We start from the raw sequence: 25,367 nt of genomic DNA on the forward strand, positions 1-25,367 counted from the left end.
AAGTTCAGCGGCTTTGTGCGTTCAGTGAGGCCAAATAGGCGTTGTAAGCCTCGAGTTCCTTGTCGCCGTCCCGGTCGGCGGCCCGGTCCTTGCGCTTGGCCTGCCGCTGCTCCGAGCCGTACCACTGGAACAGCAGCACGATCAGCACCAGCACGGACGGGATCTCGCTGAACGCCCAGGCGATGCCGCCGGCCGCGTTCTGGTCGGAGAGGGCGTCGATGCCGAGCGAGGCGGGCGGGTCGGTGTAGGTGCCGACCATCGGCTGCGAGGCCATCATCAGCGCGATGCCGAAGAACGCGTGGAACGGCATGCCCGCGAACAGCTCCAGCATCCGCATCACATAGCCGGGCCGGTGCGGACCCGGGTCCACGCCCATGATCGGCCAGAAGAACACCAGGCCGACGGCGAGGAAGTGCACCATCATCGCGATGTGCCCCGGCTTGGACTCCATCAGGAAGTCGAACAGCGGGGTGAAGTACAGGCCGTACAGGCTGGCGATGAACAGCGGGATCGTGAACACCGGGTGGGTGATGATCCGCATGTACCGGCTGTGCAGCAGCATCAGCAGCAGCTCGCGCGGCCCCTTGCGGCCCCGTCCGGCCGGCGGCAGCGCGCGCAGCGCCAGCGTGACCGGGGCGCCGAGCAGGATCAGGATCGGCGACAGCATGCTGATCACCATGTGCTGCACCATGTGCACGCTGAACATGACCATTCCGTAGTCGTTCAGCTTGGTGTTCATCATCAGCCCGATGCTCAGCACACCGGCGAAGAAGAAGGCGGTCCGGCCGACCGGCCACTTGTCACCCCGGCGGGTCAGCCGGACGACGCCCCACGTGTAGAGCGCCAGCCCCAGCAGACACGCGACGAGGAAGAACGGGTCCGCGGACCACTGAAGCCCTCGCCCCAGCGTGAACGGCGGCAGATCCGTCATCATGCCGTGCCCGCTGTGATCCATCCGCCGGCTCCTGATTCGTGGGGGGTTTGTGCTGATGTCCGCCCACAAGAGTAGAGCTGCCCCCGGCCGAGCCTTCGACCGGGGGCAGGGGATCGGAGGCTCGCCCCGCTACAGCACGGTCTCCGCCTCCGCGTACCGCTCCGCCGGCACGGTCTTCAGCGACTCCACGGCCTCCGCCAGCGACACCATCACGATGTCGGTCCCCCGCAGGGCCGTCATCATCCCGAACTCGCCGCGGTGCGCGGCCTCCACCGCGTGCCACCCGAACCGGGTCGCCAGCACCCGGTCGTACGCCGTCGGCGTCCCGCCCCGCTGGACGTGTCCGAGGATGACCGGACGCGCCTCCTTGCCGAGCCGCTGCTCCAGTTCGACGGAGAGCTGACGGGCTATCCCGGCGAACCGCTCGTGCCCGTAGATGTCCTTGCCGCCCTCGTCGAAGGCCATGGTGCCGGGCTTCGGCTTGGCCCCCTCCGCCGCGACGACGATGGCGAACCGCTTGCCCGCCTCGAACCGCTCGCCGACCCGCGCGGTCAGCTCGTCGATGTCGAACGGCCGCTCCGGCACGACGATGGCGTGCGCGCCCGCCGCCATCCCGGAGTGCAGCGCGATCCAGCCGGTGTGCCGCCCCATGACCTCGACGATCAGCACCCGCTGGTGGGACTCGGCGGTGGTCTTCAGCCGGTCCAGCGCCTCCGTGGCGACACCGACGGCCGTGTCGAAGCCGAAGGTGACGTCGGTGACCGCTATGTCGTTGTCGATGGTCTTCGGCACGCCCACGATGGGCAGGCCGTTGTCCGACAGCAGCCGGGCCGCCTTCAGCGTGCCCTCACCGCCGATCGGGATGATCGCGTCGAGGCCCAGCTCCGCGACGTGCCCCTTGGCGCGCTCCACGCCGTCCCGCAGGTGCTCGGGACGGACCCGGGAGGAGCCGAGGATGGTGCCGCCGCGGGCCAGGATGCCGCCGACCGCGTCGAGGTCGAGCTTCAGATAGTCGCACTCCAGGAGGCCTTTCCAGCCGTCCCGGAAACCGATGACCTCGTCGCCGTGGTCGGCGACGGCACGGTGCACGACGGACCGGATGACGGCGTTCAGGCCGGGGCAGTCGCCGCCGGACGTGAGGACACCAATGCGCATAGCCCGAAATACCTTCTCAACGTGGGCCGGGGACCGGACCACGTTGTCCGGCTGGAATCCCCGCCACCCTAGCGGCTTCGGGGGGCGGGGCCGTAGCAGGCGTCCGCCTGCTGGACGACCCCGCTCACCTGTGCGGACGTACCGTCAGACGGGCTGGTGAACCGCGGGTTCACTCCCGGTTCACGCGGGCTGTCGCGCGGCTGTTCTCACGCGGGCTGCTGCGCGGCCGCGATGCGCTCGTTGCGCAGCGCGTCGTACCAGCGGTCGTCCACCGGCGGGAGCGCGTTCACATCGAGGGCCAGCTTCAGCAGGTGGTCCGCGATCAGCGGGTTGCGGGCGAGGACCGGGCCGTGCATGTACGTGCCGAACACGGTGTCGTTGTACGCGCCCTCGGTGCCGTCGCCGGTGCCGTTGCCGTTGCCGAGCCGCACCTGCGCCAGCGGGCGGGCGGTGGGGCCGAGGTGGGTGACGCCCTGGTGGTTCTCGAAGCCGGTCAGCGGCGGCAGCCCGAGGCGCGGGTCCATGTCCGCGAGCACGTCACCGACGCATCGCTCGCCCTCGCCGCGCACCGAGACCACGTCGAGCAGGCCGAGGCCGGGCTCGCGCTGCCCGAGGTCGTTGATGAACTCGTGGCCGAGGATCTGGTAGCCGGCGCAGACGGAGAAGACGATCGCGCCGTTGCCCACCGCACGGTGCAGACCGCCGTCGCGGCGCAGCCGCTCGGCCGCGAGCCGCTGCGGCCGGTCCTCGCCGCCGCCGATCAGGTAGATGTCACCGGAGGTCGGGATCGGCTGGTCGCTGCGCACGTCGAGCCGGGCCACGTCCAGGCCCCGCTGCCGCGCCCGGCGCTCCACGACGAGGACGTTGCCCTGGTCGCCGTAGGTGCTGAGCAGGTCGGGGTAGATCCAGACGATCCGCAGACCGTTGTCGCTCATAGTCACTGTCCTTCCGACTCACTCAGTTGCCGACGCGGCGGCGCAGATCCTGGAACGCGGTGTAGTTCGCGATGACCTCGATCCGGCCCGGCGGGCACATCTGCACGGCCTGGTCGAGGTTCTCGCACACCTGGAAGTGCTGGTTGGCGACCTCCAGTCGCACCGCCAGGTCCAGCTTGCGGTCGCCGACGACGAAGATCGGGTGGCCGGTGAGCCGGGTGTAGTCGACGTCCCACAGCCACGAGGTGTCGGTGCCGTCGGCGCTGCGCGCGTTCACGGACAGGATCACCGGGGCGGGCGGCGGGTCGATCAGCGAGAACGTCTCCAGCCAGCCGGCCGGGTTCTTCGCCAGCAGCAGCCGCAGGTCGCGGCCCTGGAACTGGACGACGTCGTAGCGGCCGGCCACGGCCTGCACCTGGTACATCCGCTCCAGGGCGACCTGCGGCGGCACGCCGAACACGGCGGCGACGGCGGCCGAGCTGGCGGCGTTGGCCTTGTTGGCGCGGCCCGGCAGCTGGAGGTGGATCGGCCAGGCGGAGCCGTGCGGGTCGAGGACGTGGTCGCCGGAGAGCGCCCAGGTCGGGGTGGGCCGGCGGAAGCCGCACTCACCGCAGAACCAGTCGTCGCCGGGGCGCTGCATCACACCGCCGCAGGCGGGGCAGGACCAGGCGTCGTCCTTCCACATCTGCCCGGCTGCGACCCAGATCACATTCGGGGACGACGACGCCGCCCACACGACCAGCGGGTCGTCGGCGTTCGCGACGATCACGGCCTTGGACCCGGCCAGGCCCTCGCGCCAGTTCTCCGCGAGCATGCGGGTCTCGGCGGCGCGGTCGAGCTGGTCGCGCGAGAGGTTCAGCAGCGCGATGCACTTGGGGTCGGTGTCCCGGGCGACGCCGGCGAGGTACTTCTCGTCGACCTCGATGACGCCGTACCGGGCGTCCGAGCCGCCCGCGAGCGCCGAGGTGATGCCGGCCGGCATGTTGGCGCCGAGCGCGTTGGACACCACCGGGCCCGCGGCCCGCAGGGCCTCGGCGATCAGCCGGGTGGTGGTGGTCTTGCCGTTGGTCGCCGAGACCAGGACGACGTCCAGGTTCTGGGCGAGCCTGGCCAGGAGGTCGGGGTCGAGTTTGAGTGCCACCCGGCCACCGATCACCGAACCGCTGCCGCGTCCCGCGGCGCGCGATGCCGCAGCGACCGCCTTGCCCGCGGTCACGGCCAGCTTGGCCCGCGGCGTGAGCGGGTCCGAGTTGCCTGCCATCAGTTCTCGATCCTCCTTGCGTACGCGCCGTGCCTGGGGCCTGCCGGCAACGTGGTGGTGGTCAGCCTATCGAGATCCATTCGCACTCCCGAATCCCGGCCCATGCCCGGGCGACCTGCGCGGGCTGAGGGAACCGTACCCTTGCGCCCATGCGACACGGCTCGATCCCGGGCGCCCACGGGCGCGTCCGGCCTCTCACCCTGCTCGGCGACCCCGTTCTGCGCACCCCTTGTGCGGAGGTCACCGACTTCGGTCCCGAACTGTCCCGGCTCGTGGAGGACTTGTTCGCGACGATGTACGCGGCCCAAGGGGTGGGCCTGGCCGCGAACCAAGTGGGGGAGCCGCTGCGGGTGTTCGTCTTCGACTGCCCGGACGACGAGGACGTGCGGCACCTCGGTCATGTGGTGAACCCCCGGCTGGTGGAGACGGACGGAGTCGTGGTCCGGGGACCCGAGGGATGTCTGTCCCTTCCGGGGCTGGAGGCGGGCACGGAGCGTTACGACCACGCCGTGGTCGAGGGGTTCACGGCGACCGGCGAGCCGGTCACGATCCACGGCACGGGGTTCTTCGCGCGCTGCCTTCAGCACGAGTGCGACCACCTGGACGGCAAGGTGTACGCCGACCGTCTCTCGGGCCGGCGCCACCGCCGGCTGATGCGCCAGGTGGCCAGGGCCTCCTGGCGCCGGTGAGCGGGAGACCGCCTCAGAACCCCGGACCTCCCATTTTGTCCCCGGCCGCGGCGAGCCGTCCCCACAGCAGGTCGGCCAGGCTGCGCACCAGCTCCTGCCGGGAGCAGGGGCGTTCCCCGAGCCACCAGTCGCCGGCCGCGTGCATCATGCCGACGATGCCGTGGCCCCACACCCGGGCGAGCTGCTCGCTGCCCGGTCCGAGGTCCAGCCGCTCCTCGATGACCTTGCCCAGTTCCTCGCCCATCCGCCGCAGCAGCGGCGCCGAGTGCTTGCCGACGTCGAAGCCCTGGTCGCCGGCCTGGCCGCCCTCCGCCGGGTGCATCAGGAACCGGTACACCTGGGGACGTGCCTCGATGGCCGCCAGGTAGGTGTCCAGGGTGGCCTCGACCCGCTCGCGCCGGTCGGCCGGCGCGTCGAGCGCCGCCCGCAGCGAGTCCAGCAGCGCGTCGGTGTGCCGCTTGGCGAGCGCCGCGTAGAGGCCTCCCTTGTCGCCGAAGTGGCGGTAGAGGATCGGCTTGGTGATGCCCGCCTCCGCGGCGATGGCGTTCATGGACGCCTGCGGGCCGTCGCGCAGCACGACCCGGTCCGCGGCCTCCAGCAGCTCGCGCCGTCGGCGGTCGGCGGACCGCTGCTGCTCGGTCCGCTGCGTGGTGTCCATGTGCTCTCCCCACCCGTGCTCATTCGGTGACGCCTGCGCAAACTAACACTCAACGCGTGGTGGGCATCGAACGGGCTGCCGGGGGCGGCCGGTGAGTTGACTTTTCCTACCCGCCGGTAACAGACTGCGGTTACCGCAAGTAACATGCATGTGCGCCGCTGGAGGGGACATGGCCGAGTTCACCATGGAGCTCAACGACGAACAGAAGGAGGTCCGGGACTGGCTGCACGGCTTCGCCGCCGATGTCATCCGGCCCGCGGCCGCCGAATGGGACGAGCGTGAGGAAACTCCCTGGCCGGTCATCCAGGAGGCCGCGAAGGTCGGCATCTACTCCCTCGACTTCTACGCCCAGCAGTACTTCGACCCCACCGGCCTCGGCATCCCCATGGCCATGGAGGAGCTGTTCTGGGGCGACGCCGGCATCGCCCTCTCCATCGTCGGCACCGGCCTCGCCGCCGTAGGCGTCCTCGCCAACGGCACCGACGAGCAGATCGGCACCTGGATCCCCCAGATGTACGGCGACGCGAACGACGTCAAGGTCGCCGCGTTCTGCTCCTCCGAGCCGGACGCCGGCTCCGACGTGGCCTCCATGCGCACACGTGCGGTGTACGACGAGGCCAAGGACGAGTGGGTGATCAACGGCACGAAGACCTGGGCGACCAACGGCGGGATAGCCAACGTCCACGTGGTCGTCGCCGTCGTCGACCCGGAGCTGGGCTCCAAGGGCCACGCCTCCTTCATCGTCCCGCCGAACACGCCGGGCCTCGCCCAGGGGCAGAAGTTCAAGAAGCACGGCATCCGCGCCTCGCACACCGCCGAGGTCATCCTCGACAACGTGCGCGTCCCGGGCTCCTGCCTGCTCGGCGGCAAGGAGAAGCTGGACGAGCGGCTGGCGCGGGCCCGCGAGAAGGCGAAGGCCGGCGGGGAGCGCGTGAAGAACGCCGCCATGGCCACCTTCGAGGCGTCCCGCCCGGCGGTCGGCGCGATGGCGGTCGGCACCGCCCGAGCCGCGTACGAGGTCGCCCTCGACTACGCGCGGACCCGTGAGCAGTTCGGCCGCCCGATCATCGACAACCAGGGCCTCGCCTTCCAGCTCGCCGACATGCGCACCCAGATCGACGCCGCCCGCCTGCTGGTGTGGCGTGCCTCCTGGATGGCGGTCAACGGCAGGCCGTTCACCGCGGCCGAGGGGTCGATGTCCAAGCTGTTCGCCAGCGAGACGGCGAAGAAGGTCACCGCCCAGGCCATCCAGATCCTCGGCGGCAACGGCTACACCCGGGAGTACCCGGTGGAGCGCATGCACCGCGACGCCGCCATCTACACGATCTTCGAAGGTACGAGCGAGATCCAGCGCCTGGTGATCGCCCGGACGCTGTCGGGCATGCCGATCCGCTAGCGCGGACACCGGTGCGCCGCCCGGGACGGACGTCTGTCATGCTGACGGCATGATCTATCCGTTCCTGGGCGGCGTCGCCGTACTGCTCGCCGTGTTCACGGCGGGCGTCTGGATCGTCCGGGAGTTCCACAAGGAGTGCCGGGCGAGGCGTCGCGCCTGAAAGGCGCTCAGTCCACCGCTCAGTCCACCCCTGCCCCGCTGCTGTGCGCGATGCAGGCCACGTCGATGCGATCGGCCAGTTTCGCCAGCTCGATGGTCAGCGCCGCGACGGTGTCCTCGTCGAGCCCCTCCTCACCGGCCTCGACAAGACGCAGCCACCGCCCGCCCACCACGCGGAGCAGCTTGCTCACATCGGCCGCGGCCACCTGAAGGGTCCCGCGGTCGTCGACGATCAGAGGCAGAGTCACTTCGCGGTTCACAACCGGGATCGTATCCGTGCGGCCCTCACGCACCGTGCCAAACCGTGGTGATGTTGCAGAACTCGCGGATTCCGTGCCCGGACAGCTCACGCCCGTACCCGGACCGCTTCACTCCGCCGAACGGGAACGCCGGGTGCGAGGCCGTCATCCCGTTGACGTACACACCGCCCGCCTCCAGGTCCCGGACGAACCGGTCGACCTCGTTCTCGTCCCGGGTCCACACATTCGAACTCAGCCCGAACGACGAGTCGTTGGCGATCAGCACCGCCTCGTCCAGGTCACCCGCCCGGTACAGCGTGGCGACCGGCCCGAACGCCTCCTCGCGGTGGATCCGCATCTCCCGGGTGATCCCGGCGAGCACGGTCGGCGGGTAGTACCAGCCGGGCCCGTCGGGGCGCTCCCCGCCGCACAGCACGGTCGCCCCGCCGCGCACCGCGTCGTCCACCAGCTCCTCCACGTCGGTCCGCCCCCGCTCGCTGGAGAGCGGCCCGACCTCGGTCTCCTCGTCGGTGGGGTCGCCGAGTTTCAGCGCCCGCATCCCGGCGACGAACCGCTCGGCGAAGGCGTCGAAGACGTCCGTGTGCACGATGAACCGCTTGGCGGCGATGCAGGACTGCCCGGCGTTCTGGCAGCGGGCGTTCACCGCGACCTCGGCGGCCCGGTCCAGGTCGGCGGAGGGCATCACGACGAACGGGTCGCTGCCGCCCAGCTCCAGCACCGTCTTCTTGATCATCTCGCCGGCGGTGGAGGCGACCGCGCGGCCCGCGGGCTCGCTGCCGGTGAGGGTGGCCGCCTTGATCCGCTCGTCGTGCAGGATGTCGTTCACCGCGGCGGAGCCGATCAGCAGGGTCTGGAAGCAGCCCTCGGTGAAGCCCGCGCGGTGGAACAGGTCCTCCAGGTAGAGGGCGGTCTGCGGCACGTTCGAGGCGTGCTTGAGCAGCCCGACGTTGCCCGCCATCAGCGCGGGCGCCGCGAACCGGATCACCTGCCACAGCGGGAAGTTCCACGGCATCACCGCGAGCACCGGCCCGAGCGGCCGGTAGCGGACGAGGACGCGGGAGGCGCCGGAGTCCTTCACATCGGCCTCGGCGGGCTCCTCGTCCGCCAGCAGCTCCTCGGCGTGGTCGGCGTACCAGCGCATCGCCTTGGCGCACTTCGCCGCCTCGGCGCGCGCCTGCCTGACCGGCTTGCCCATCTCCGTGGTGATCACCCGGGCGATGTCCCGCTGGTCCTCGTCGAGGAGGTCGGCGGCCCGGTGCATCAGCCGGGCGCGCTCGGCGAAGTCGGTCGTCCGGTAGGTGCGGAAGGTGGCCTCGGCGAGCTGGAGCCGGCGCTCGATCTCCTCCTCGCCCATGGCCTCGTACGTCTTGACCGTCTCGCCGTTCGCCGGGTTCACCGTCGCGATGGGCATGGCTGACCTCCTGGCAAGGGTTGTGCTTCGACCTTCGCGCGCGGCGGCGGGGGCCGCAACGCGGGGCGCCTCCTCAGGGCGAGTGCTCCGCCAGCCGGTCGAGAAACGCGGCCTGTGCCCGCACGATCACGGCCCGGGCGGCGTCCAGACCGAACCAGCCGACCCGGTCCAGCTCGGGGAACTCCCGGGTGCGGCCGCTCCTCGGCGGCCACTCCATGGTGAACGTCCCCGGGGCGACGGAGCCGGGGTCCAGATCCCCCTCCACCGCCCACACCGTGACGGTCTTGCCGCCGGTCTGGCGGACCTCGCCCAGCGGTACGGCCTCCCCGTCCGGCGGCGTCACCCCCAGCTCCTCCCGGAACTCCCGGCGGGCCGCCTCCCAGGCGGGTTCGTCCGCCTCGTACTCGCCCTTCGGAACCGTCCACGCCCCGGCGTCCTTCCGGGCGAAGTAGGGGCCGCCCATGTGGCCGAGCAGCACCTCCAGGCCCCGCTCGGTGCGGCGGAACAGCAGCAGCCCCGCGCTGCGGCGCCCGGTCACCGCCGTACCTCCGGATGCGCCGCCAGCAGGGCCTCGACGGTGTCGGCGTCCTCCGGCCGCTTGTCCTCGCGGTAGCGGATCACGCGGGCGAAGCGGAGGGTGACGCCGGCCGGGTAGCGGGTGGAGCGCTGGAGACCGTCGTAGGCGATCTCCACGACCAGTTCCGGGCGGACGGTCACCACATGGCCGTCGTCGGACACCGCCAGCTCCCGCAGCCGCTCGGTCTGCCAGGCCAGCATCACATCGGTCATGCCCTTGAAGGTCTTGCCGAGCATGGCGTACGAGCCGTCCTCGCGCCGGGCGCCCAGGTGCAGGTTGGACAGCTTGCCGGTGCGGCGGCCGTGGCCCCACTCGGCGGCCAGCACCACCAGGTCGAGGGTGTGCACCGGTTTCACCTTCAGCCAGGACGCGCCGCGCCGGCCCGCGCTGTACGGCGCGGCGAGGTCCTTGACCACCACGCCCTCGTGGCCGCGCGCCAGCGTCCCGGCCAGGAACTCCTCGGCCGCGGGCAGGTCGTCGGGGCCGGACACCAGCGCGCGCCGCACCCGCATCGGCTCCGGCACCAGCCGGGTCAGCTCCGCGTGCCGCTCGGCGAACGGCAGGTCGAGCAGGTCGCGGCCGTCGACCGAGAGCGCGTCGAAGAAGACGGGGGAGACGGGGACCGCCTCGGCGGCGGTCGCCACGTCCACCCGGGAGCCCACCCGTCCGGCGGTCTCCTGGAACGAGCGCGGCCGGCCGCCCTCGTCGAACGCGATGACCTCGCCGTCCAGCACGAACCGCGATCCGCGCAGCTCCAGCGCGGCGGACGTCACCTCCGGCAGGCGGTCGGTGATGTCGTCGAGGGTGCGGGTGTACAGCCGTACGATGTCGCCGTCCCGGTGGACCTGGACGCGGATGCCGTCCAGCTTCTCCTCCACCGCGCACGCGCCGAGCCTGCCGACCGCCTCCGCGACCGAGGTCGCGCTGTGCGCGAGCATCGGCAGCACCGGGCGGCCGACGGTGAGCCGGAACCGGTCCAGGGCGGCCGGACCCTCGGTGAGCAGCGCCTCGGCCACCCTCTGCAGCGAGCCCGCCAGCATCACCGCGCGGCGCACGTCGGCGGGCGGCGCCCCGGTCGCCTCGGCCAGGCCCTCCACGGCGACCGCGTCCAGGGCGCCCTGCCGGACCTCCCCGGTGAGCAGCCCCAGCAGGAACCGCTGCTCCTCCTCGGTGGCCGCGCCCATCAGCTCCCCGACCAGCCGGGCCCGCTCCGCCTGCGAGCCGGGCCCGGACACCTTGCCGAGTTCGGTGAGCCGGGCGTCCACCTCGCGCACGGTGAGGGTGGGCCCGGCGGCCGGGGCGACCGGGCGGCCGAGCACCTTCCAGCCGACGCCCAGCCGCCCCTGGGGCAGCCGTCCCGCCAGATACGGGATGACCACGGGCGCGTCGTCCGGCTCCGCGTCGCGGAACAGTTCCGCGAGCAGGGCGGTCTTGCGGGAGCGCGCCGAGGTGGCGGCGACCTCCCGGGAAACCTGGGCGAGCCTGGCCAGCAGCATGCCCTCAGGGTGCACCGGCGGCGTCGGGCCTACACCCCCACGGCCGAGTCCAGGTCCGACATCAGCAGTTCCCCGTTGATCGTGGCGGCCGCCCGGTAGCCGCCGCTCGCCGCGTGGACGACCTGTTCGGCGAAGCCGACCGCGTTGCCCGCCGCCCACACGCCGGGCACGCTGGTCAGGCCCGTCGCGTCGACCACCGGGTAGCTGCCGAACGGGGTGTCGTGCAGCTCGGCGCCCAGCCGTTCCAGCAGCCCCGTCTGCGGCACCGGGCGCGGCGAGACGAACAGCACCTCGCGGGCGTGCACCGTGCCGTCCACGAGCCGTACCCCGGTGAGCCGGTCGTCCTCGGCCACCAGGCCGGCCACCTCGCCGGGCACCACCTTCACGCCGGCCGTGGCCAGCCGGCGCAGGTCGTCGTCGGACAGATCCCCCTCGGCGACCGTGTGCGGGAAGAACGTCACGTCGTCGGACCACTGGGAGACCATCAGCGCCTGGTGCACGCTCAGCGGCGAGGCGGCCAGCACCCCGAAGGCGCGGTCGCGCACCTCCCAGCCGTGGCAGTACGGGCAGTGCAGCACATCGCGTCCGAACCGCTCGGCGACGCCCTCGACGTCGGGCAGCTCGTCCTTGAGGCCGGTGGTGACGACGAGACGCCGGGCGCGCAGGGTCCGCCCGCTCGCGAGGGTCACCGCGAAGTCCCCGTCGCGGACGGCGTCCACCACCCGGTCCCGGAGCAGTTCGACGCCGTAACGGGCGATCTCCTCGCGGCCGGCCGCCAGGAACTCGGCGGGCGGCATGCCGTCCCGCGTCAGATAGCCCTGCATGTGGCCGGACGGGGCGTTGCGGGGCTCGCCCGCGTCGACGACCAGGGTGCGGCGCCTGGCGCGGCCCAGCACCAGCGCGGCGGACAGGCCGGCGGCGCCACCGCCGACGACGATCACTTCGTACCGGTCGCTCGCGCCCTCGGTGCTCCCGGTGCTCCCGGTGTTCTGCGTGTTGCCGGTGTTCTCGGTCATGGTGACCACCTCCACGCCCGACGGTCGCCGAAGCGGTGCCGTATTGACAAACATGTTTGCCGAAACTGCAATGGCGGTCATGAGTACCGATGACGTGCTGGCGGGTGTGGGTCCGAGGCTGCGGCGGCTGCGCAAGGAGCGGGAGGTGACCCTCTCCGCCCTCTCCGAGGCGACCGGCATCTCGGTCAGCACGCTCTCGCGGCTGGAGTCGGGGCTGCGCAAGCCGTCGCTGGAGCTGCTGCTGCCGATCGCGCAGGCCCATCAGGTGCCGCTGGACGAGCTGGTGGGCGCCCCTCCGGTCGGCGACCCGCGGGTGCGGGCGAAGCCCGTGACGCGGGGCGGGCGCACCCACTGGCCGCTCACCCGGCAGCCCGGCGGTCTCCAGGCGTTCAAGGTGCTGGAGCCGCAGCGCAGGCAGGAGCCCGACCCGCGCACCCACGAGGGCTACGAATGGCTGTACGTGCTCTCGGGGAAGCTGCGGCTGGTGCTGGGGGAGCACGACGTGGTGCTCTCGGCCGGCGAGGCGGCGGAGTTCGACACCCGGGTGCCGCACTGGTTCGGGTCGACGGGGGAGGGCCCGGTGGAGTTCCTCAGTCTGTTCGGGCCGCAGGGCGAGCGGATGCATGTGCGGGCGCGGCCGAAGGGCGCACCGAACGGGTGACCCACGCAACTGTTCCCTGATGGGCAAGCGACCGCTTAGTATGCCGTCGACCCCGGTCAGACGACGCAGTCCCGTGGAGGCAGCGCATGCAGGCATGGCACGTGCACGAGAACGGCGAGCCGAGTGAGGTGATGCGCCTCGCGGAAGTCGAGCGGCCCACGCCCGGAGACGGCCAGGTCCTGGTGCGGGTGCGCGCCGCGAACATCAACTTCCCGGACGCGCTGCTGTGCCGCGGCCAGTACCAGATCCGGCCGCCACTGCCGTTCACCCCGGGCGTGGAGATCTGCGGCGAGACCGAGGACGGGCGCCGCGTCATCGGCAACCCGGCGCTGCCGTACGGCGGTTTCGCCGAGTACGCCGTCGCGGACGCCGCCGCCCTGCTGCCCGCGCCCGAGTCGCTGGACGACGCCGAGGCGGCCGCCCTGCACATCGGCTACCAGACGGGCTGGTTCGGTCTGCACCGGCGGGCCGGCCTGGAGGCCGGCGAGACCCTGCTGGTGCACGCCGCCGCGGGCGGCGTCGGCAGCGCCGCCGTCCAGCTCGGCAAGGCGGCCGGTGCCACCGTCATCGGCGTCGTCGGCGGCGCCGACAAGGCCGCCGTCGCCCGCGAGCTGGGCTGCGACGTGGTGATCGACCGGCACGCCGAGGACGTGGTCGCCGCCGTCAAGGAGGCCACCGGCGGCCGGGGCGCCGACGTGATCTACGACCCGGTCGGCGGCGCCGCCTACGCCCAGTCCGCCAAGACCGTCGCCTTCGAGGGGCGGATCGTGGTCGTCGGCTTCGCCAGCGGCACCATCCCCAGCCCCGCGCTCAACCACGCCCTGGTGAAGAACTACTCGATCCTCGGCCTGCACTGGGGCCTGTACAACACCAAGAACCCGAAGCTGGTCCGGCACTGCCACGACCAGCTCACCGACCTGGCCGCCCGGGGCGCGATCAAGCCGCTGATCAGCGAGCGCGTCCCGCTGGGCGAGGCCGCGGCCGCCGTGCAGAAGGTGGCGGACGGCCGCAGCACGGGCCGGATCGCCGTAGTGATGGAGGAGGCCCGATGACCGACGCCGCCGAACTGCGCCGCCGCACCCAGGAGTTGCTGGCCGCGCACCCGCCCGCCGACACCGACCGGATGGAATTCCTCCGGGCCCGCTTCGACGCCGGACTCGCCTGGGTGCACTTCCCGGAGGGCCTCGGCGGACTGGGCGCCCCGCGCTCCCTCCAGGCCGTCGTCGACGCCGAACTGGAGGCGGCGGGCGCCCCCGACAACGACGCGCGCCGCAACGGCATCGGGCTCGGCATGGCCGCGCCGACGATCCTCCACTACGGCACCGAGGAGCAGAAGCGGCGCTTCCTCAAGCCCCTGTGGACCGGTGAGGAGGTCTGGTGCCAGCTGTTCAGCGAGCCGGGCGCCGGATCCGACCTGGCCGCGCTCGGCACGCGGGCCGTCCGTGAGGGCGACGACTGGGTGGTCAACGGGCAGAAGGTGTGGACGTCCGGCGCGCACAACTCCCGCTGGGCCATCCTCATCGCCCGCACCGACCCGGACGTGCCCAAGCACAAGGGCATCACCTACTTCCTCTGCGACATGACGGACCCCGGCGTCGAGGTGCGGCCGCTGCGGCAGATCACCGGCGAGGCCGAGTTCAACGAGGTCTTCCTCACCGACGTCCGCATCCCCGACTCCTGCCGCCTCGGCGAGACCGGCGACGGCTGGCGGGTCGCCCAGACCACACTGAACAACGAGCGCGTCGCCATCGGCGGCATGCGGCTGCCCCGCGAGGGCGGCATGATCGGCCCCGTCGCGAAGACCTGGCGCGAACGCCCCGAACTGCGCACCCACGACCTGCACCAGCGGCTGCTGAAGCTGTGGGTGGACGCCGAGGTCGCCCGCCTCACCGGCGAACGCCTGCGCCAGCAGCTCGTCGCCGGGCAGCCCGGCCCGGAGGGCGCCGGCATGAAGCTCGGCTTCGCCCGCCTCAACCAGGAGATCAGCGGCCTGGAGGTGGAACTGCGCGGCGAGGAGGGCCTGCTGTACGACGACTGGACCATGCGCCGGCCGGAACTGGTCGACTTCACCGGCCGGGACGCCGGATACCGCTATCTGCGCGCCAAGGGCAACAGCATCGAGGGCGGGACCAGCGAGGTCCTGCTGAACATCGTCGCCGAGCGCGTCCTCGGCCTGCCCTCCGAACCGCGCACCGACAAGGACGTCGCCTGGAAGGACCTCGCCCGATGACCGACCCCGACCTGCTGTACTCCGAGGAGGAAGAGGCGCTGCGCGCCGCCGTCCGGGGTCTGCTCGCCGACCACTGCGACCCGGCGGGCGTCATCGCGCGCACCGAGTCGGAGACCCCGCACGACATCGCGCTGTGGAAGGCGCTCGCCGACGGGATGGGCCTGGCCGGCCTGCTGATCCCGGAGGAGCTCGACGGCCAGGGCGCCACCCACCGGGAGGTCGCCGTCGTCCTGGAGGAACTGGGGCGGGCGGTCGCGCCCGTGCCGTACCTGACGAGCGCGGTCGTCGCCACCGAGGTGCTGCTGGAGTGCGGCGCCGACGACCTGCTCACCGAGCTGGCGACCGCCACCACGATCGGCGCCCTCGCCGTCGCCCTGAACACGGCCCCGGACGGCGCCTTCCGCACCGTACGGGTGGAGAACGGCACCCTGCACGGGGAGCTGACCGGCATCGCGGACGCGGCCGTCGCCGACGTGCTGCTCGTCCCCGCGGACGACGGCGGCCTGTACGCGGTGGCCGCCGGCGCCGCGACCGTCACCGCGAAGCCCTCCCTCGATCTGACCCGGCCGGTGGCCACCGTCGTCCTCGACGGGGCGCCGGGACGGCGGCTGGGTGACGCGGAGCCCGCGGTACGCCGGGCCCTGCGGGCCGCGGCCGGGCTGCTCGCCTCCGAGCAACTGGGCGTCGCCGACTGGACGCTGACCGAGACCGTCCGCTACCTCAAGGAACGCAAGCAGTTCAACCGGCCCGTCGGCGGCTTCCAGGCGCTCAAGCACCGGCTCGCCCAGCTGTGGCTGGAGGTCGTCAACCTGCGGGCCGCGGCCCGCGGCGCGGCCGACGCGCTCGCGACCGGCGCCGACACCGATGTGGCGGTCGCGGTCGCGCAGGCCTACGCCGCCCCGGTCGCCGTGCACGCCGCCGAGGAGGCGCTGCAACTGCACGCCGGTATCGGGATGACCTGGGAACACCCCATCCATCTGTACCTCAAGCGCGCCAAGGCCGACTCGATCGCCTACGGCACCGCGGGCGCCCACCGCGCGGCGCTGGCCGAACTGGTGGACCTCCAGGCCCCCTGACGGACACGCGGAGGAAGCCCGCCCCACCAGGGGCGGGCCTTTCCGCGCGCGCCGCCCCGGCGAAGTGAACACCTGACGGCACTCCGGCCAACTAACCGCACAGCACTGCTTCCTGAGCCCCCGACGACCGCATACTCACTGCGATCCGTCCGGCACCTCAAGGGAGGCAGCGCACATGGCCCTCACCACCCGCCGCAGAGCCCTCACCACCCTCGGCGCCGCCCTCGCGGGCACCGTCGCCCTGCCCGCCGGCAGCGCCCTCGCCGGTGAACAGCGCCACCGGCAGCGCCCGTTGTGGCGCGCCCACGCCCACAACGACTACGAGCACCCCCGCCCCCTGCTCGACGCCCTCGACCACCGCTTCGGCAGCGTCGAGGCCGACATCTACCTCGTCGGCGACCAGCTCCTCGTCGCCCACGACCCGCAGGACCTCGACCCGGCCCGCACCCTGGAATCCCTGTACCTCGACCCGCTCGCCGCCCGTGTCCGCGCCCACAAGGGCTCCGTGTACCGGGGGTACCGGGGCTCCCTCCAGCTGCTCGTCGACCTCAAGACCGAGGGCTCGTCGACCTACGCGGAGCTGGACCGCCACCTGCGCCGCTACCGGCACCTGTTCACCACGTACGCCCACGGCCGGGTCCTCCCCGGCCCGGTCACGGCCGTGATCTCCGGCGACCGCGCGGCCCGCGCCCCCATGGAGGCCCAGACCGTCCGCCGGGCCTTCTACGACGGCCGGCTCACCGACCTCGGCGGCCCCGCACCCGCCTCCTTCGCCCCGCTGATCAGCGACAACTGGACCCGGCAGTTCACCTGGCGGGGCGCCGGCGCGTTCCCCGGGGCCGAGCGGGACAAGCTGCACGGCATCGTGCGGGCGGCGCACGCGCGCGGGCAGCGGGTGCGGTTCTGGGCCACCCCCGACCAGCCCGGCCCGGAGCGGGACGCGGTGTGGACCGAACTGCTCACCGCGGGCGTCGACCACCTCAACACCGACGACCTCGCGGGCCTCGAAGCGTTCCTCGACGCTCACCGGCCCGCGTAGACACCACACGTTCGGCGGACAGGTCAGCCGCCCGGACGAACCCTCCGCTACGCCACACTTGCGGCCGAACGCCGTGAACCGGACGCGTGACGGCGTGGCGGAGGAGGTTGACGATGGCCATTTCCATCTCGGTGGTGCTGCTGCTTCTGGTCCTTGCGGTGATCTTCCTGCGCAACGGCGGTCTGAAGATCTCCCACGCGCTGGTCTGCCTGCTGCTCGGCTTCTACCTGGCGAGCACGAGCATCGCCCCCACGATCCACAGCGGCCTGACGGCGACGGCGGACATCGTCAGCAGCCTCAGGCCGTAAGGGCGGCCGGTCGCGAGGGACGCGGGGGTCACCGCGTCGAGAACACCCCGACCCCGTTCGGCACGGGCCGCTCGGCGCCGCCCGCCGGATGGTTGCGCACCGTCACGGCGGTCTCGCCCGGTCCCCGGGCGACCAGAGCGGAGGAGCCGCCCCCGTCCAGGCTGAAGGCGTCGACCGCGCCCAGGCGCCGCATGACGGCCGCCAGCTCGGCGATCGTCAGCCCGGTGCGGTACTCGGGCGCGCCGTCCAGCGAGAGCAGCAGCACGCGCCGCCCGCCGTCCGCCAGGCCCGCCGCGGAACGCACGGCCGTGGTCCGGTCGTCCAGGCCCGGCAGGGGCTGCCCGCCGGACAGCACCGGATACCCGCCGACGGCGAAGCGGTACGGCACCCGGGTCCGGGCCGCCACCAGCCGGTGCCGCACCCGTACGGCCTCACCCACGGCGAGTCCCCGCAGCCACCGCGCCCCGGCCTCCCGGCCGACGAGCACGGTCGTGCCGGCGGCGATCGGTCCGCGGCCCGGGGTCTGCGCCGCCGCCACCACGCGGCCGGCGCGGACCGTCACTTCATAGGTGTCCGCACTGCAGGGCGCGGCCCGCTCGGTGTCCGTGCCGCAGGTGGCGCGCACCCGGGAGGCGCTGCCCCAGTCCGCGGTGAACGCGCCGACGGAGCCCACCGGCAGCGCGTACTGGTTGAGGCCGCCGAGCGGCAGCACCTCCTGCGCCGTGGTGACCGACCCGTCCAGGGCGAGGCCGTCCAGCCGGGCGCGCCGGTCGACGCCCACCCCGAACACGTCTCGGGTGGAGGTGCCGGGCGGCAGCGCCGGGCCGAAGCGCTGCCCGTCCGGCACGGCCGCCTTCAGGGTCCGGCCGGCCGCGACGGCGGGTCCGACGCTCGCGCCGGTGGCCTCCACGCCCGGGTGCTGGGTCTCGGTGATGTTGAAGAAGTCGCCGTTGACGCCCGCGACGGCCCCCTGGGCGTCGGCGAGCCGGGACACGGTGGACCGCGCGGCCACCGCCCCCGGATACAGCAGGTCCAGACGCACCCTCGGATCGCTCAGGTCGATGTCGAGCACGTGCGCGCGGGCCGGGCCGCCCGCCGCCTGGAGGTCGAACTCCTCGTAGCGCACGCCCGGTGCGAGGTCGACGGCCGTGGGAACGGCACCGGCCGGTGCCGCCCCGGCCAGGGCCGCACCGGCCAGCGAGCCGAGTGCCATGAGGAGTACCAGAACCGTTCTGCCTGCGTGGAACCGCCTTTGACGATGCGTCACACTCTCCCCCTGAGGTCCCGTCAACTGTCCCAGGAACGACGGGAAGTGCACCAGACCGCGATGTCCGATCGGGTGGCGGGACTCGACGGGCCGGAGACGGGCCGGCGAACGGAACCCCCGGCGGGCGGTCGGCGAGCGGTCACAGGAGCCCCGGCGGACCCATGTGGCACACCCGCCCCGGACGGCGCAGTATGAAAAGCGGCCCCGCGGGGCACTCGGGCGCCGGTCGCCGACCACCCCTCCTCAACGACAAGTGCTTCACCATTCGGCGGAAGGGAGGCCGCGCTCATGACGCCGACGGCGTACTCCGCGATACCGCTGCCGCTGTCCCGGCCGGGCTGGCGGCGCGCCCTGGTCACCGGGGGCGCCGGGTTCCTGGGCTCCCATCTGTGCGAACGCCTGCTCGATGACGGGATCGAGGTCGACTGTGCGGACGACCTGTCGACCGGCTCCGCGGACACCGTCCGCCGGCTGGCCGGACGCCCCGGTCTCCGGTTCCTGCGCCAGGACGTGAGCGCCCCCGGCTGCCCCGACGCGCTGCCCGGCCCCTACGACCTGGTCCTGCACTTCGCCGGCCCCGCCTCACCCGCCGACTGCCGGAACCGCCGCCTGGCCGCGCTGGACGCCGCCGGACCCGGCACCCGCAACGCGCTCGCCGTCGCCGAACGGGACGGGGCGCGGTTCCTGCTCGGCTCCGCCTGCCAGGTCTACGGCGACCCGGCCGGGCATCCGCAGCGCGAGGACTGCTGGGGCCATGTCGACCCGGTCGGCCCGCGCAGCGCCCACGACGAGGCCAAGCGTTTCGCCGAGGCCCTGACCACCGCCTGCGCGACCGCCCACGGCACCGACGCCGGCATCGTGCGGGTGTTCGACACCTACGGTCCGTGGATGCGCGCCGACGGCCGGCAGGTCCTGCCCACCTTCGTCCGGCAGGCACTCGCGGGAGTCCCGCTGACCATCGAGGGCGACGGCAGCCAGACGCGGTCCCTCGCCTACGTCGACGACATCGTGGAGGGCGTGCTGCTGGTGGCCGCCAGCCGCTCCGTACGGCCGGTGAACATCGGCGGCGACGACGAGGCCACCGTCGAGGAGATCGCCCGCCGGGTGATCCACCTGACCGGCTCCCCCTCCCGCCTGGAGTACCGGCCCGGCCGGGCCCGCGGCCCCGCCCGGCGCCGACCCGACACCACCTTCGTCCGCGAGCTGTACGGCTGGCGGCCCCGGGTCCCGTGGGAAGAGGGGTTCAAGCGGACCATCGCGCACTTCACCGAGCGGACACCGGCCGGCTGCCCGGGGGTGGGGTGGCTGTGAAGGCACTCGTCGTACGGCTCGACGGCTTCGCCGAAGTGCTCCTGGCGGGCCCGGCGGTCCGCGCACTCGCCACCCGCGCGAACCCGGTGACGGTGCTGTGCGGCCCCGGCGGCGCCCCCGCCGCCCGGCTGCTTCCGCACGTCGACCAGGTCGTCGTACGCGATCCGCCCGGCACCCCGGAGGCGGACGACGAGGCGCTGGTACGGCGGCTGCGGGCGGACGCCTACGACGTGGCCCTCGTCCTCGACCCGGACGGGACCGGCCCCCACTCCGCCGGGCGACTGCTGCGCGAGGCCCGCGTGGGCCGCGTCGGCGCCTGCGGCGGCCCCGGCGCCGACGCCGCCCTCGACACCGCCGCCGCCCTGGGCTTTCGCCCCCGCCCCGGCGACGACGGACGCCTGCGGGTGCTGCCCACCCCGGACACCGCCGCCCTCACCGGCAACGGCCCCTACGTCGTCGTCCACCCCGGCGCCGGACCGCCCGACGGCGCCTGGGACCCCGACTGCTGCGCCGCGGCGGTCGCCGCGCTCGCCGACGCCGGACACCGCGTCGTCGTCACCGGCGAGCCGGCGGAGAGCGCGCTGACCCGGTACGTCAGCGGGGACACCGCCGTCGACCTCGGCGGCCGGACCGACGCCCGGCGGCTGGCCGGGGTGCTGCGCGCCGCCGACGTGGTCGTCACCGGCGCCCCCGGCCCCGCCCAGCTGGCCGCCGCCACCGGCACACCGGTGGTGTCGCTCGCCCCGCCGGACGGACCGCGCCGCCCGCACGGCGTGCCCGGCGTGCTGCTGGAGCCGGACCACGGCACCGCCCGTGACGTCACCGCCGCCGTGCACCGGCTGCTCGACGAAAGGACATGAGGCGATGCCCGCGCGCAAGCAGCCACTGACCCAGCAGGCCCCGGCCCGGACCCCCGCGCCGGGCCGGGTCACCGTCGCCGTGATCACCCGCGACCGCCGGGAGAGCGTGCTGCGCACCCTGGACCGGCTGGCCGCGCTGCCCGAACGGCCCCCGGTGATCGTCGTGGACAACGACTCCGCCGACGCCACGGCCGCCGCCGCCCGCGCCCACCCGGTGGGCGCGCGGGTCATCGCCCTGCCCCGCAACACCGGTGCCCTCGGCCGCAACCTCGCCGTCCGGCACGCCACCACCCCCTACGTCGCCTTCAGCGACGACGACTCCTGGTGGGCGCCCGGCGCGCTGGCCACCGCCGCCGACATCCTCGACACCCACCCCCGCCTGGGGCTGCTGGCCGCACGCACCCTGGTCGGCCCGGAAGCCGCCGAGGACCCGCTGAACGCCGTCCTCGCCGGCTCCCCGCTGCCCGCCGACCCCGGGCTCCCCGGCCCCTCGGTCCTCGGCTTCCTCGCCTGCGCGGCCGTGGTGCGGCGCAGGGCCTTCCTCGACGCCGGCGGCTACCACCCGGTGCTGTTCTTCGGCGGTGAGGAGACCCTGCTCGCCTACGACCTCGCGGCCCGCGACTGGGGCGTGGCCTACGTGCCCCAGGTGACCGCCCTGCACCACCCCGACCCCGGCCGGCGGCCCGGCCGCTCCGCCGTGCAACGCCGCAACGCGCTGCTCACCGCCTGGCTGCGGCGCCCGGCCGGCGTCGCCCTGCGCGACACCGCCCGGCTCGCCGCCGACGCCGCCCGGGGTGACCCGGCGGCCGCCGCGGCGCTGCGCGGGGCGCTCGCCAGGCTCCCCGCGGCCCTCAGGCACCGCGCACCGCTGCCCGACCGCGTCGAACGGGCGGCCCGGCTCCTGGACGGGAGGCACACATGACCGGCGACACGCTCGGCCCGGACGACCGCACCACCGTCGTGGTGATCACCCGCGACCGCCGCCCCGAACTGCTGCGCACCCTGCGCACCCTGCGCGACCTGCCGGAACGCCCGCCCGTGATCGTCACCGACAACGGATCGGCCGACGGCACGGCGGACGCGGTCGCCCGGGACCACCCGGAGGTGCTGCTGCTGCGCCCCGGCCGCAACCTCGGCGCCGTCGGCCGCAACCTCGCCGTCCGGCGCGTGCGCACCCCCTACGTGGCCTTCTGCGACGACGACACCTGGTGGGAGCCCGGCTCGCTGCGCCGGGCGGCGGACCTCCTCGACACACGGCCCCGGCTCGCCGCCGTCACCGCCCGGATCCTCGTCGAACCGTCGGGGGAGGAAGACCCGGTGGTCGCCGAACTGCGCGACTCGCCGCTCAGCGGCCCCGAGTGGCTGCCCGGACCCGCCCTCGGCTCCTTCCTGGCTGCCGCCACCGTGATGCGCACCGACGCCTTCCGCGCGGTCGGCGGCTTCCACCCCGGGCTGTGGCTCGGTGGCGAGGAGGAACTGCTCGCCACCGACCTGCTGCGGCGCGGGCACTGGCTCAGCTATGCCCCCGAGCTGACCATCCATCACGCCGCCTCCCCGGTCCGCGACAGCACCCACCGGCGCGTCCTCGGCCTGCGCAACACCCTGTGGTTCACCTGGCTGCGCCGCCCCTGGCCGTCCGCGCTGCGCCGCACCTGGTACCTGCTGCGCACGGTCCCGCACGACCGCGCCTCGGCGCGGGCCTTCGCGCACGCGGCGGCCGGCCTGCCCTGGGTGCTGCGGCAGCGCGACCCCGTGCCGCCCGACCTGGAGGCGCGGCTGGTCGCGCTGGAACAGGCCCGGCGGTCCTCGCCCGCGCGGCGGTACATCGGCTGAGAGATCCCTGAGAGATCCCGGACATGACGACGGCGGCCGTGGCGCACGAGCGCCACGGCCGCCGTCTGCGGTGTGCAAGAGGTCATTCCTCGCGGAACACGGCCTTGCTCACCTCGGCCGGGTTCTGGAACTCCTTCTTGCCCAGGTGCTCGATCCGGTCGGTGATCTCCTTGGACGCGTGATTGTCCCGGGCGACCTTCGCCAGCTTCTTGCTGTCCGTCGGGTACTCCGCGCCGGACAGGGCCTTCTGCAGGTCGGGAGGGGTGATTCCGGCCATGATTCCTCCATGGCGTCGAGGATGTGTGGGGGGTTGAGCGAAGGACCGGTTCAGTCCTTCTTGCCACGGCCCGTCAGCGCGTCCCGCATCCGGTCCACGAGTCCCATGCCGGGTGCGAGCAGCTTGTCGGCCGGGGGCTTGTCGGGGGCGGCCGGGTGCGGGCGCGTCGGCGCCATCTTCTTCGCTTGCCGCACCTTGTCCCCGAGCTCGTCGAGGGCCGCCGCGGGGCACGTCTCGCGCAGCATCGGGAAGAGGTTCTGCTCCTCGTCCGCCACGTGCGAGCGGATCTCGGTCATGAGCATGCCCATAAGTCGGTCGAACTCGGGGTCGTCGGCCTCGCAGCCCTCCAGGTCCTTCATGATCCGCTCGGCCTTGGAGTGGTCCTCGATCTCCTTGTCGGCCAGCGCGTCCCCGTTCGGCAGGTGCTCACGCACCGCCGGATAGAGGTGGGCCTCCTCGGCGACCGAGTGACGCACCAGCTCCATGGTGACCTGGTCCGCGTAGACCTTGCGGTCCTTGGCGCCCATCGGCAGACCCTCGATCTTGCCGAAGAGCTCCTCCACCTCGCGGTGGTCCGTCATCAGCTCGTCGATGACGTTTCCTCCATGTCCCATGTCCCGTACCTCCATCGTCGCTGCGGTGGCCCTCGGAGGGGTCCGTCCCGGACTCCCGGGTGCCCGTGCCGGGGCGGGGCGTAACGCGGCCGTACGGGTGGGAATGCCGGGGTCCCCGGAGAGCCTGTGAGCAAGTGCACAGGATGCGGCAAGTCGATTGGCGGGCGCGGAACTTGCCCCGTTCCGGCCACCCGCGGCGACGGCGCCCGGTCAGGACTCGGGTGGCCCGTCTGCCACGATGGGCGGCGCTCGTCCCGAAGATCCCGTGGAGTGACCGCGCAGTGCAGCCGGTGATTCCGACTCCCGTGGATTTCCCGATCCCCCGAGTCCCCGGACACCTGCCGAGAACCGCCGTGCCTGATTCCTCCGCCGTGCCTGATTCCGCCACCCCCGCGCCCCCGCCGCCCGACGCGTCCAGCTCACCGTGGCGGTCTCTGCGTTACCGCAGCATGCGCTGGTGGTCCCTCGCCAACATCGTGTCCAACGCCGGCACGTGGATGCAGCTCACCGTGCAGAACCTGCTGGTGCTGCAGATCACCGGGTCCGCCGCCGCGACCGGCCTGTCCGTGTCCGTGCAGGCCGCGCCCGCGCTGCTGGTCAGCCTGGCGGGCGGCGCCGCCGTGGACCGCTGGCCCCGGAAGCTGACCGCCATGGTCAGCCAGGCGCTGCTCGGCGTCGTCGCCCTGATCACGGCGGTGCTGGTGGCGACCGACCGGCTCGACCTGCCCGTCCTGCTGGTGCTGGCCGCCGTCACCGGCACCATCGCCACCGTGGACGGGCCCGCCTGCGCCCTGCTCGGCAACGACCTGGTCCGGCCCGAGGACGTGCCCTCCGCCATCGGCGTCGGCTCCCTCGTGCACAGCGCCGGGCGGCTCGCCGGTACCGGGCTCGCCGGAGTGGCCGTCGGCTTCCTCGGCACCGGCGCCGCGTACGCCGCCAACGGCCTGTCCTTCCTCTTCGTCGCCTCGGTCGTCCCGTTCCTGAAACCCGTCGCCGGAGCGGCCACGCGGGCCGCGGTCCCCGCCCGGCGCGGCTCGCGCGCGAACGGCGCACGGGGCAAGGACGGCGACCTGACCGTCCGCGAGGGCCTGGCGTTCTTCGCGCGCCGGCCCCGGCTGGTCGCCCTCGCCGGCGTCACCGGCATCAGCGCGGTCTTCGGCCGGAACTACGGCCTCACCCTCGCCGTACTCGTCACCGGCCCGCTCGCGGGCGGCGCCGGGGCCTTCGGCACCGTCTCCACCGTCCTCGCCGTCGGCGGCATCGTCGGCGCGGTGCTCGGCGCCCGGCTGCGCAAGCCGTCCGTGCGGCTGGTGGGCGCGCTGGCCGCGACCGGCGGGCTGCTCCAGGTGGTGGCCGGCCTGTCGCCGTCGCTCGCCGTGCTGCTCGTCCTGGTCCTGCCCATGGCCGTCGTGGAGTCGGTCTCCGACACCGCCGGGACGACCGTGCTGCAGACCGACCCGCCCGCCCACATGCGGGGCCGCGTCCTCGGCGTGTGGGGCAGCATCAGCACCGGCTGGGGCCTGGCCGGCCCGCCCGCCCTCGGCCTCCTCATGGAACTCGCCGGCGCCCGGGGCGCCCTCGTCGCCGGCGGCCTGATCATCGCGGGCGCGATCGGCACGGGCCACCTCCTCCGCGAACGCCGCACCACGCTGCCGGTCACACCACTGCGTACGGGGGAGCGGCACGCGGAACTGGAAACCGCGGCCTGAGCCGTCGCGCGGGGCTGGGGCTGCGGCCGGGGCCACCGGCGGGGGCGCCGGGGCGGAGCTGCGGTCGGTGGCTTGCCGGGCGCCCTGAGCCTTGCCTCGCTTGATCGCGCCCTGAGCCCTGCGATGCTTCCCGGGCGGGGCCGGCGTAGACGGCCCTGGTGGACGCTCCCGCGCCTCGCTCTGCTCGGGGCGCCGTGGCCGGGCAAAGTCGCGGGCGTCGGCTCGCTCGCGTGGA

General features: G+C 73.5%; 26 protein-coding genes. 13 read left to right on the forward strand and 13 right to left on the reverse strand.

Going from position 1 to position 25,367, the window contains the following annotated elements:
* Window positions 1–4 precede the first annotated feature (4 nt).
* The 4 genes from ACSU6L_RS32555 to ACSU6L_RS32570 form a co-directional block, all read right to left on the reverse strand.
* Complete coding sequence (locus ACSU6L_RS32555; RefSeq protein WP_073943526.1) at window positions 5–955, reverse strand: cytochrome c oxidase assembly protein; 951 nt, start codon at window positions 953–955, stop codon at window positions 5–7.
* A gap of 108 nt (window positions 956–1,063) precedes the next feature.
* The gene (locus tag ACSU6L_RS32560; RefSeq protein WP_073943527.1) at window positions 1,064–2,089 is read right to left on the reverse strand and encodes a 6-phosphofructokinase; all 1,026 of its coding nucleotides are present in this window, start codon (window positions 2,087–2,089) and stop codon (window positions 1,064–1,066) included.
* 206 nt (window positions 2,090–2,295) lie between these two features.
* Window positions 2,296–3,024: a type 1 glutamine amidotransferase gene (locus ACSU6L_RS32565; RefSeq protein WP_073943528.1), complete on the reverse strand. Its 729-nt coding sequence runs from the start codon at window positions 3,022–3,024 to the stop codon at window positions 2,296–2,298.
* A gap of 22 nt (window positions 3,025–3,046) precedes the next feature.
* The gene (locus tag ACSU6L_RS32570; protein WP_437062615.1) at window positions 3,047–4,285 is read right to left on the reverse strand and encodes a MurT ligase domain-containing protein; all 1,239 of its coding nucleotides are present in this window, start codon (window positions 4,283–4,285) and stop codon (window positions 3,047–3,049) included.
* A 149-nt stretch (window positions 4,286–4,434) separates the two neighbouring features.
* Between ACSU6L_RS32570 and def the strand changes: the two genes are divergently transcribed.
* The gene (def, locus tag ACSU6L_RS32575) at window positions 4,435–4,974 is read left to right on the forward strand and encodes a peptide deformylase (RefSeq protein ID WP_437062617.1); all 540 of its coding nucleotides are present in this window, start codon (window positions 4,435–4,437) and stop codon (window positions 4,972–4,974) included.
* Between the two features lie 13 nt (window positions 4,975–4,987).
* Here the strand turns inward: def and ACSU6L_RS32580 are convergent, their stop codons facing one another.
* On the reverse strand, window positions 4,988–5,632 hold the full coding sequence (locus tag ACSU6L_RS32580) for a TetR family transcriptional regulator (protein ID WP_437062619.1): 645 nt from the start codon (window positions 5,630–5,632) through the stop codon (window positions 4,988–4,990).
* Between the two features lie 169 nt (window positions 5,633–5,801).
* Between ACSU6L_RS32580 and ACSU6L_RS32585 the strand changes: the two genes are divergently transcribed.
* Window positions 5,802–7,028 carry an acyl-CoA dehydrogenase family protein gene (locus tag ACSU6L_RS32585; protein WP_437062621.1) on the forward strand — a complete coding sequence of 409 codons (1,227 nt, stop codon included), beginning with the start codon at window positions 5,802–5,804 and terminating at the stop codon, window positions 7,026–7,028.
* Between the two features lie 179 nt (window positions 7,029–7,207).
* On the opposite strand, the gene ACSU6L_RS32590 is transcribed toward ACSU6L_RS32585, so the two are convergent.
* From ACSU6L_RS32590 to ACSU6L_RS32610, 5 genes are all read right to left on the reverse strand, one after another.
* Entirely contained in the window at window positions 7,208–7,447 is a 240-nt protein-coding gene (locus tag ACSU6L_RS32590; protein WP_073943533.1) for a DUF6213 family protein, read from the reverse strand.
* A gap of 25 nt (window positions 7,448–7,472) precedes the next feature.
* Window positions 7,473–8,858, reverse strand: coding sequence for an NADP-dependent succinic semialdehyde dehydrogenase (locus ACSU6L_RS32595; RefSeq protein WP_437062623.1), 1,386 nt, complete (start codon window positions 8,856–8,858; stop codon window positions 7,473–7,475).
* Window positions 8,859–8,931: 73 nt separating this feature from the next.
* Complete coding sequence (locus tag ACSU6L_RS32600) at window positions 8,932–9,396, reverse strand: NUDIX domain-containing protein (protein WP_437062625.1); 465 nt, start codon at window positions 9,394–9,396, stop codon at window positions 8,932–8,934.
* Window positions 9,393–10,931: an ATP-dependent DNA ligase gene (locus ACSU6L_RS32605; RefSeq protein WP_437062627.1), complete on the reverse strand. Its 1,539-nt coding sequence runs from the start codon at window positions 10,929–10,931 to the stop codon at window positions 9,393–9,395. Before ACSU6L_RS32605 ends, ACSU6L_RS32600 begins: the two co-directional genes overlap by 4 nt.
* Before the next feature lie 29 nt (window positions 10,932–10,960).
* Window positions 10,961–11,947, reverse strand: a complete 987-nt coding sequence (locus tag ACSU6L_RS32610; protein ID WP_437062629.1) for an NAD(P)/FAD-dependent oxidoreductase — start codon at window positions 11,945–11,947, stop codon at window positions 10,961–10,963.
* Between the two features lie 79 nt (window positions 11,948–12,026).
* Between ACSU6L_RS32610 and ACSU6L_RS32615 the strand changes: the two genes are divergently transcribed.
* From ACSU6L_RS32615 to ACSU6L_RS32640, 6 genes are all read left to right on the forward strand, one after another.
* Complete coding sequence (locus tag ACSU6L_RS32615) at window positions 12,027–12,608, forward strand: helix-turn-helix domain-containing protein (protein WP_437062631.1); 582 nt, start codon at window positions 12,027–12,029, stop codon at window positions 12,606–12,608.
* Window positions 12,609–12,694: 86 nt separating this feature from the next.
* Window positions 12,695–13,660 carry an NADPH:quinone oxidoreductase family protein gene (locus tag ACSU6L_RS32620; RefSeq protein ID WP_073943537.1) on the forward strand — a complete coding sequence of 322 codons (966 nt, stop codon included), beginning with the start codon at window positions 12,695–12,697 and terminating at the stop codon, window positions 13,658–13,660.
* Complete coding sequence (locus ACSU6L_RS32625; RefSeq protein ID WP_437062634.1) at window positions 13,657–14,838, forward strand: acyl-CoA dehydrogenase family protein; 1,182 nt, start codon at window positions 13,657–13,659, stop codon at window positions 14,836–14,838. Before ACSU6L_RS32620 ends, ACSU6L_RS32625 begins: the two co-directional genes overlap by 4 nt.
* Window positions 14,835–15,914 (forward strand): acyl-CoA dehydrogenase family protein, encoded by a 1,080-nt coding sequence (locus ACSU6L_RS32630; protein ID WP_437062636.1) that lies wholly within the window; start codon window positions 14,835–14,837, stop codon window positions 15,912–15,914. The genes ACSU6L_RS32625 and ACSU6L_RS32630 overlap by 4 nt, the downstream gene beginning before the upstream one ends.
* Window positions 15,915–16,089: 175 nt before the next feature.
* Window positions 16,090–16,953: a phosphatidylinositol-specific phospholipase C/glycerophosphodiester phosphodiesterase family protein gene (locus tag ACSU6L_RS32635; protein ID WP_437062638.1), complete on the forward strand. Its 864-nt coding sequence runs from the start codon at window positions 16,090–16,092 to the stop codon at window positions 16,951–16,953.
* Between the two features lie 113 nt (window positions 16,954–17,066).
* A complete protein-coding gene (locus ACSU6L_RS32640) occupies window positions 17,067–17,261 on the forward strand; it encodes a hypothetical protein (protein ID WP_073943541.1) in 195 nt (64 codons plus the stop codon).
* Between the two features lie 28 nt (window positions 17,262–17,289).
* On the opposite strand, the gene ACSU6L_RS32645 is transcribed toward ACSU6L_RS32640, so the two are convergent.
* Window positions 17,290–18,474: a phosphodiester glycosidase family protein gene (locus tag ACSU6L_RS32645; protein WP_437062640.1), complete on the reverse strand. Its 1,185-nt coding sequence runs from the start codon at window positions 18,472–18,474 to the stop codon at window positions 17,290–17,292.
* 342 nt (window positions 18,475–18,816) lie between these two features.
* Here ACSU6L_RS32645 and ACSU6L_RS32650 point away from each other — a divergent pair, with 342 nt between their 5' ends.
* The 4 genes from ACSU6L_RS32650 to ACSU6L_RS32665 are packed head-to-tail and all read left to right on the forward strand — an operon-like array spanning window position 18,817 to window position 22,532.
* On the forward strand, window positions 18,817–19,839 hold the full coding sequence (locus ACSU6L_RS32650) for an NAD-dependent epimerase/dehydratase family protein (RefSeq protein WP_437062642.1): 1,023 nt from the start codon (window positions 18,817–18,819) through the stop codon (window positions 19,837–19,839).
* A complete protein-coding gene (locus ACSU6L_RS32655) occupies window positions 19,836–20,699 on the forward strand; it encodes a glycosyltransferase family 9 protein (RefSeq protein WP_437062644.1) in 864 nt (287 codons plus the stop codon). The genes ACSU6L_RS32650 and ACSU6L_RS32655 overlap by 4 nt, the downstream gene beginning before the upstream one ends.
* 4 nt (window positions 20,700–20,703) lie before the next feature.
* Window positions 20,704–21,621: a glycosyltransferase family 2 protein gene (locus ACSU6L_RS32660; RefSeq protein WP_437062646.1), complete on the forward strand. Its 918-nt coding sequence runs from the start codon at window positions 20,704–20,706 to the stop codon at window positions 21,619–21,621.
* On the forward strand, window positions 21,618–22,532 hold the full coding sequence (locus tag ACSU6L_RS32665) for a glycosyltransferase family 2 protein (RefSeq protein ID WP_437062648.1): 915 nt from the start codon (window positions 21,618–21,620) through the stop codon (window positions 22,530–22,532). Before ACSU6L_RS32660 ends, ACSU6L_RS32665 begins: the two co-directional genes overlap by 4 nt.
* Window positions 22,533–22,614: 82 nt before the next feature.
* On the opposite strand, the gene ACSU6L_RS32670 is transcribed toward ACSU6L_RS32665, so the two are convergent.
* On the reverse strand, window positions 22,615–22,809 hold the full coding sequence (locus tag ACSU6L_RS32670) for a DUF2795 domain-containing protein (protein WP_073943547.1): 195 nt from the start codon (window positions 22,807–22,809) through the stop codon (window positions 22,615–22,617).
* 50 nt (window positions 22,810–22,859) lie between these two features.
* The gene (locus ACSU6L_RS32675; protein ID WP_437062651.1) at window positions 22,860–23,423 is read right to left on the reverse strand and encodes a hemerythrin domain-containing protein; all 564 of its coding nucleotides are present in this window, start codon (window positions 23,421–23,423) and stop codon (window positions 22,860–22,862) included.
* A 449-nt stretch (window positions 23,424–23,872) separates the two neighbouring features.
* Between ACSU6L_RS32675 and ACSU6L_RS32680 the strand changes: the two genes are divergently transcribed.
* A complete protein-coding gene (locus tag ACSU6L_RS32680) occupies window positions 23,873–25,132 on the forward strand; it encodes an MFS transporter (RefSeq protein ID WP_437062653.1) in 1,260 nt (419 codons plus the stop codon).
* Window positions 25,133–25,367 lie beyond the last annotated feature (235 nt).

This window comes from Streptomyces sp. enrichment culture (assembly GCF_964272855.1).
Classification (GTDB): Bacteria; Actinomycetota; Actinomycetes; order Streptomycetales; family Streptomycetaceae; genus Streptomyces.